The organism is Bathymodiolus azoricus thioautotrophic gill symbiont (assembly GCF_001298715.1).
GTDB lineage: Bacteria > Pseudomonadota > Gammaproteobacteria > PS1 > Pseudothioglobaceae > Thiodubiliella.
On sequence record NZ_CDSC02000352.1, the window covers coordinates 1 to 975 of the forward strand.

Consider the following 975-nt stretch of genomic DNA (forward strand, 5'->3'; position numbering starts at 1 on the left):
AGCTTGTTCTAAATAATAAAGTTTAGATTGTTGTCTGAAATTGTGTGTGTTTTATAACATTGCTTGCTTTAAAATCTGTGGCAACAATTTGCCCCGTTTGGGCTATATGCCCCACCATTGGAATATAGCCCTTATTGCCTTTATTAAGTCCACTGAGCATTAGCTTTATTGGCAATGACTTCACTGGCATCAATATCAAGGGTGATGTTTTTGCAATGATTAAGCGTGGCTTTAAGCACAGTTTTATTGACCTTTTGTAAGGCTTTGATTCCTTGGTTGTCTTTGCCTAAACGCCGAAGCCAAATGCCAAATGCCAATAGCCTGTGGGGTTGGCACGCTTTGATTGGTGGTTAAGCGTAGCGCCTTGTCTTTGGCAATGTGGGTAGTATCATATAAGCACTGCCCACCTTCATGTTGGCTCAGTATCAAGGTATTAATAAAGGTTGAGGCTTTAAGGGCGCAATTACTGCCCAATGCGGGGAAGTGCTGATCTATTGTTTTTGATAAATCCAATACTTGGATAGTATGTGCTAGTGTAATAAGCCCAATACGAGAGGTCAAAAGTTCGTTAGTTGTATCAAGTTTGTAGTTTAAAATGCTCATAAACACATAATGTTTGGTTGGTTAATGAGGGGCTTGGGCTTGGTTGCCTTTGGTTTTCACCTAATGGATGAAACTGTTTTTTGGTTGAAATCATTATACCAGTTGGGGTTTGTGTGTTTTTTTGGTTTTTATTTTTGGATTAGGAGTACAGGATTTGTTTGCACAGGAGCGATTGTATGAGTGATAAAAATGTTAAGAAAATGACGCTTGACGAATTAAGAGCAGAACTTAATGAGATTGATGATAGTGATAATCACACTAGAAAAATTGAAATTTGTACTCAAATTATTGAACTTATTCCAGAAGAGGAAAAAGATGGTAAATCTAAGGTTTTTTGTAATCGTGGCGTTGCTTATGCCAACTTAGGCGAGC

The 975-nt window shown here is 38.1% G+C and carries 3 protein-coding genes; 2 read left to right on the forward strand and 1 reads right to left on the reverse strand.

All coding sequences use genetic code 11. The features are described from left to right. The first annotated feature begins 134 nt into the window (after positions 1–134). Positions 135–260 (forward strand): hypothetical protein, encoded by a 126-nt coding sequence (locus BAZSYMA_RS10555; protein ID WP_277621618.1) that lies wholly within the window; start codon positions 135–137, stop codon positions 258–260. Here the strand turns inward: BAZSYMA_RS10555 and BAZSYMA_RS06895 are convergent. Beyond that, positions 244–603, reverse strand: coding sequence for a hypothetical protein (locus BAZSYMA_RS06895; protein WP_090717059.1), 360 nt, complete (start codon positions 601–603; stop codon positions 244–246). The genes BAZSYMA_RS10555 and BAZSYMA_RS06895 overlap by 17 nt on opposite strands. Before the next feature lie 176 nt (positions 604–779). Here BAZSYMA_RS06895 and BAZSYMA_RS06900 point away from each other — a divergent pair. Beyond that, positions 780–975 (forward strand): hypothetical protein (locus BAZSYMA_RS06900; RefSeq protein ID WP_143243136.1); only part of this gene is annotated, 196 nt, incomplete at its 3' end.

Coding starts and splice junctions, on each gene's coding strand:
- BAZSYMA_RS06895 (WP_090717059.1), bottom strand. CDS start 603: ATGAGCATTTTAAACTACAAACTTGATACAACTAACGAACTTTTGACC.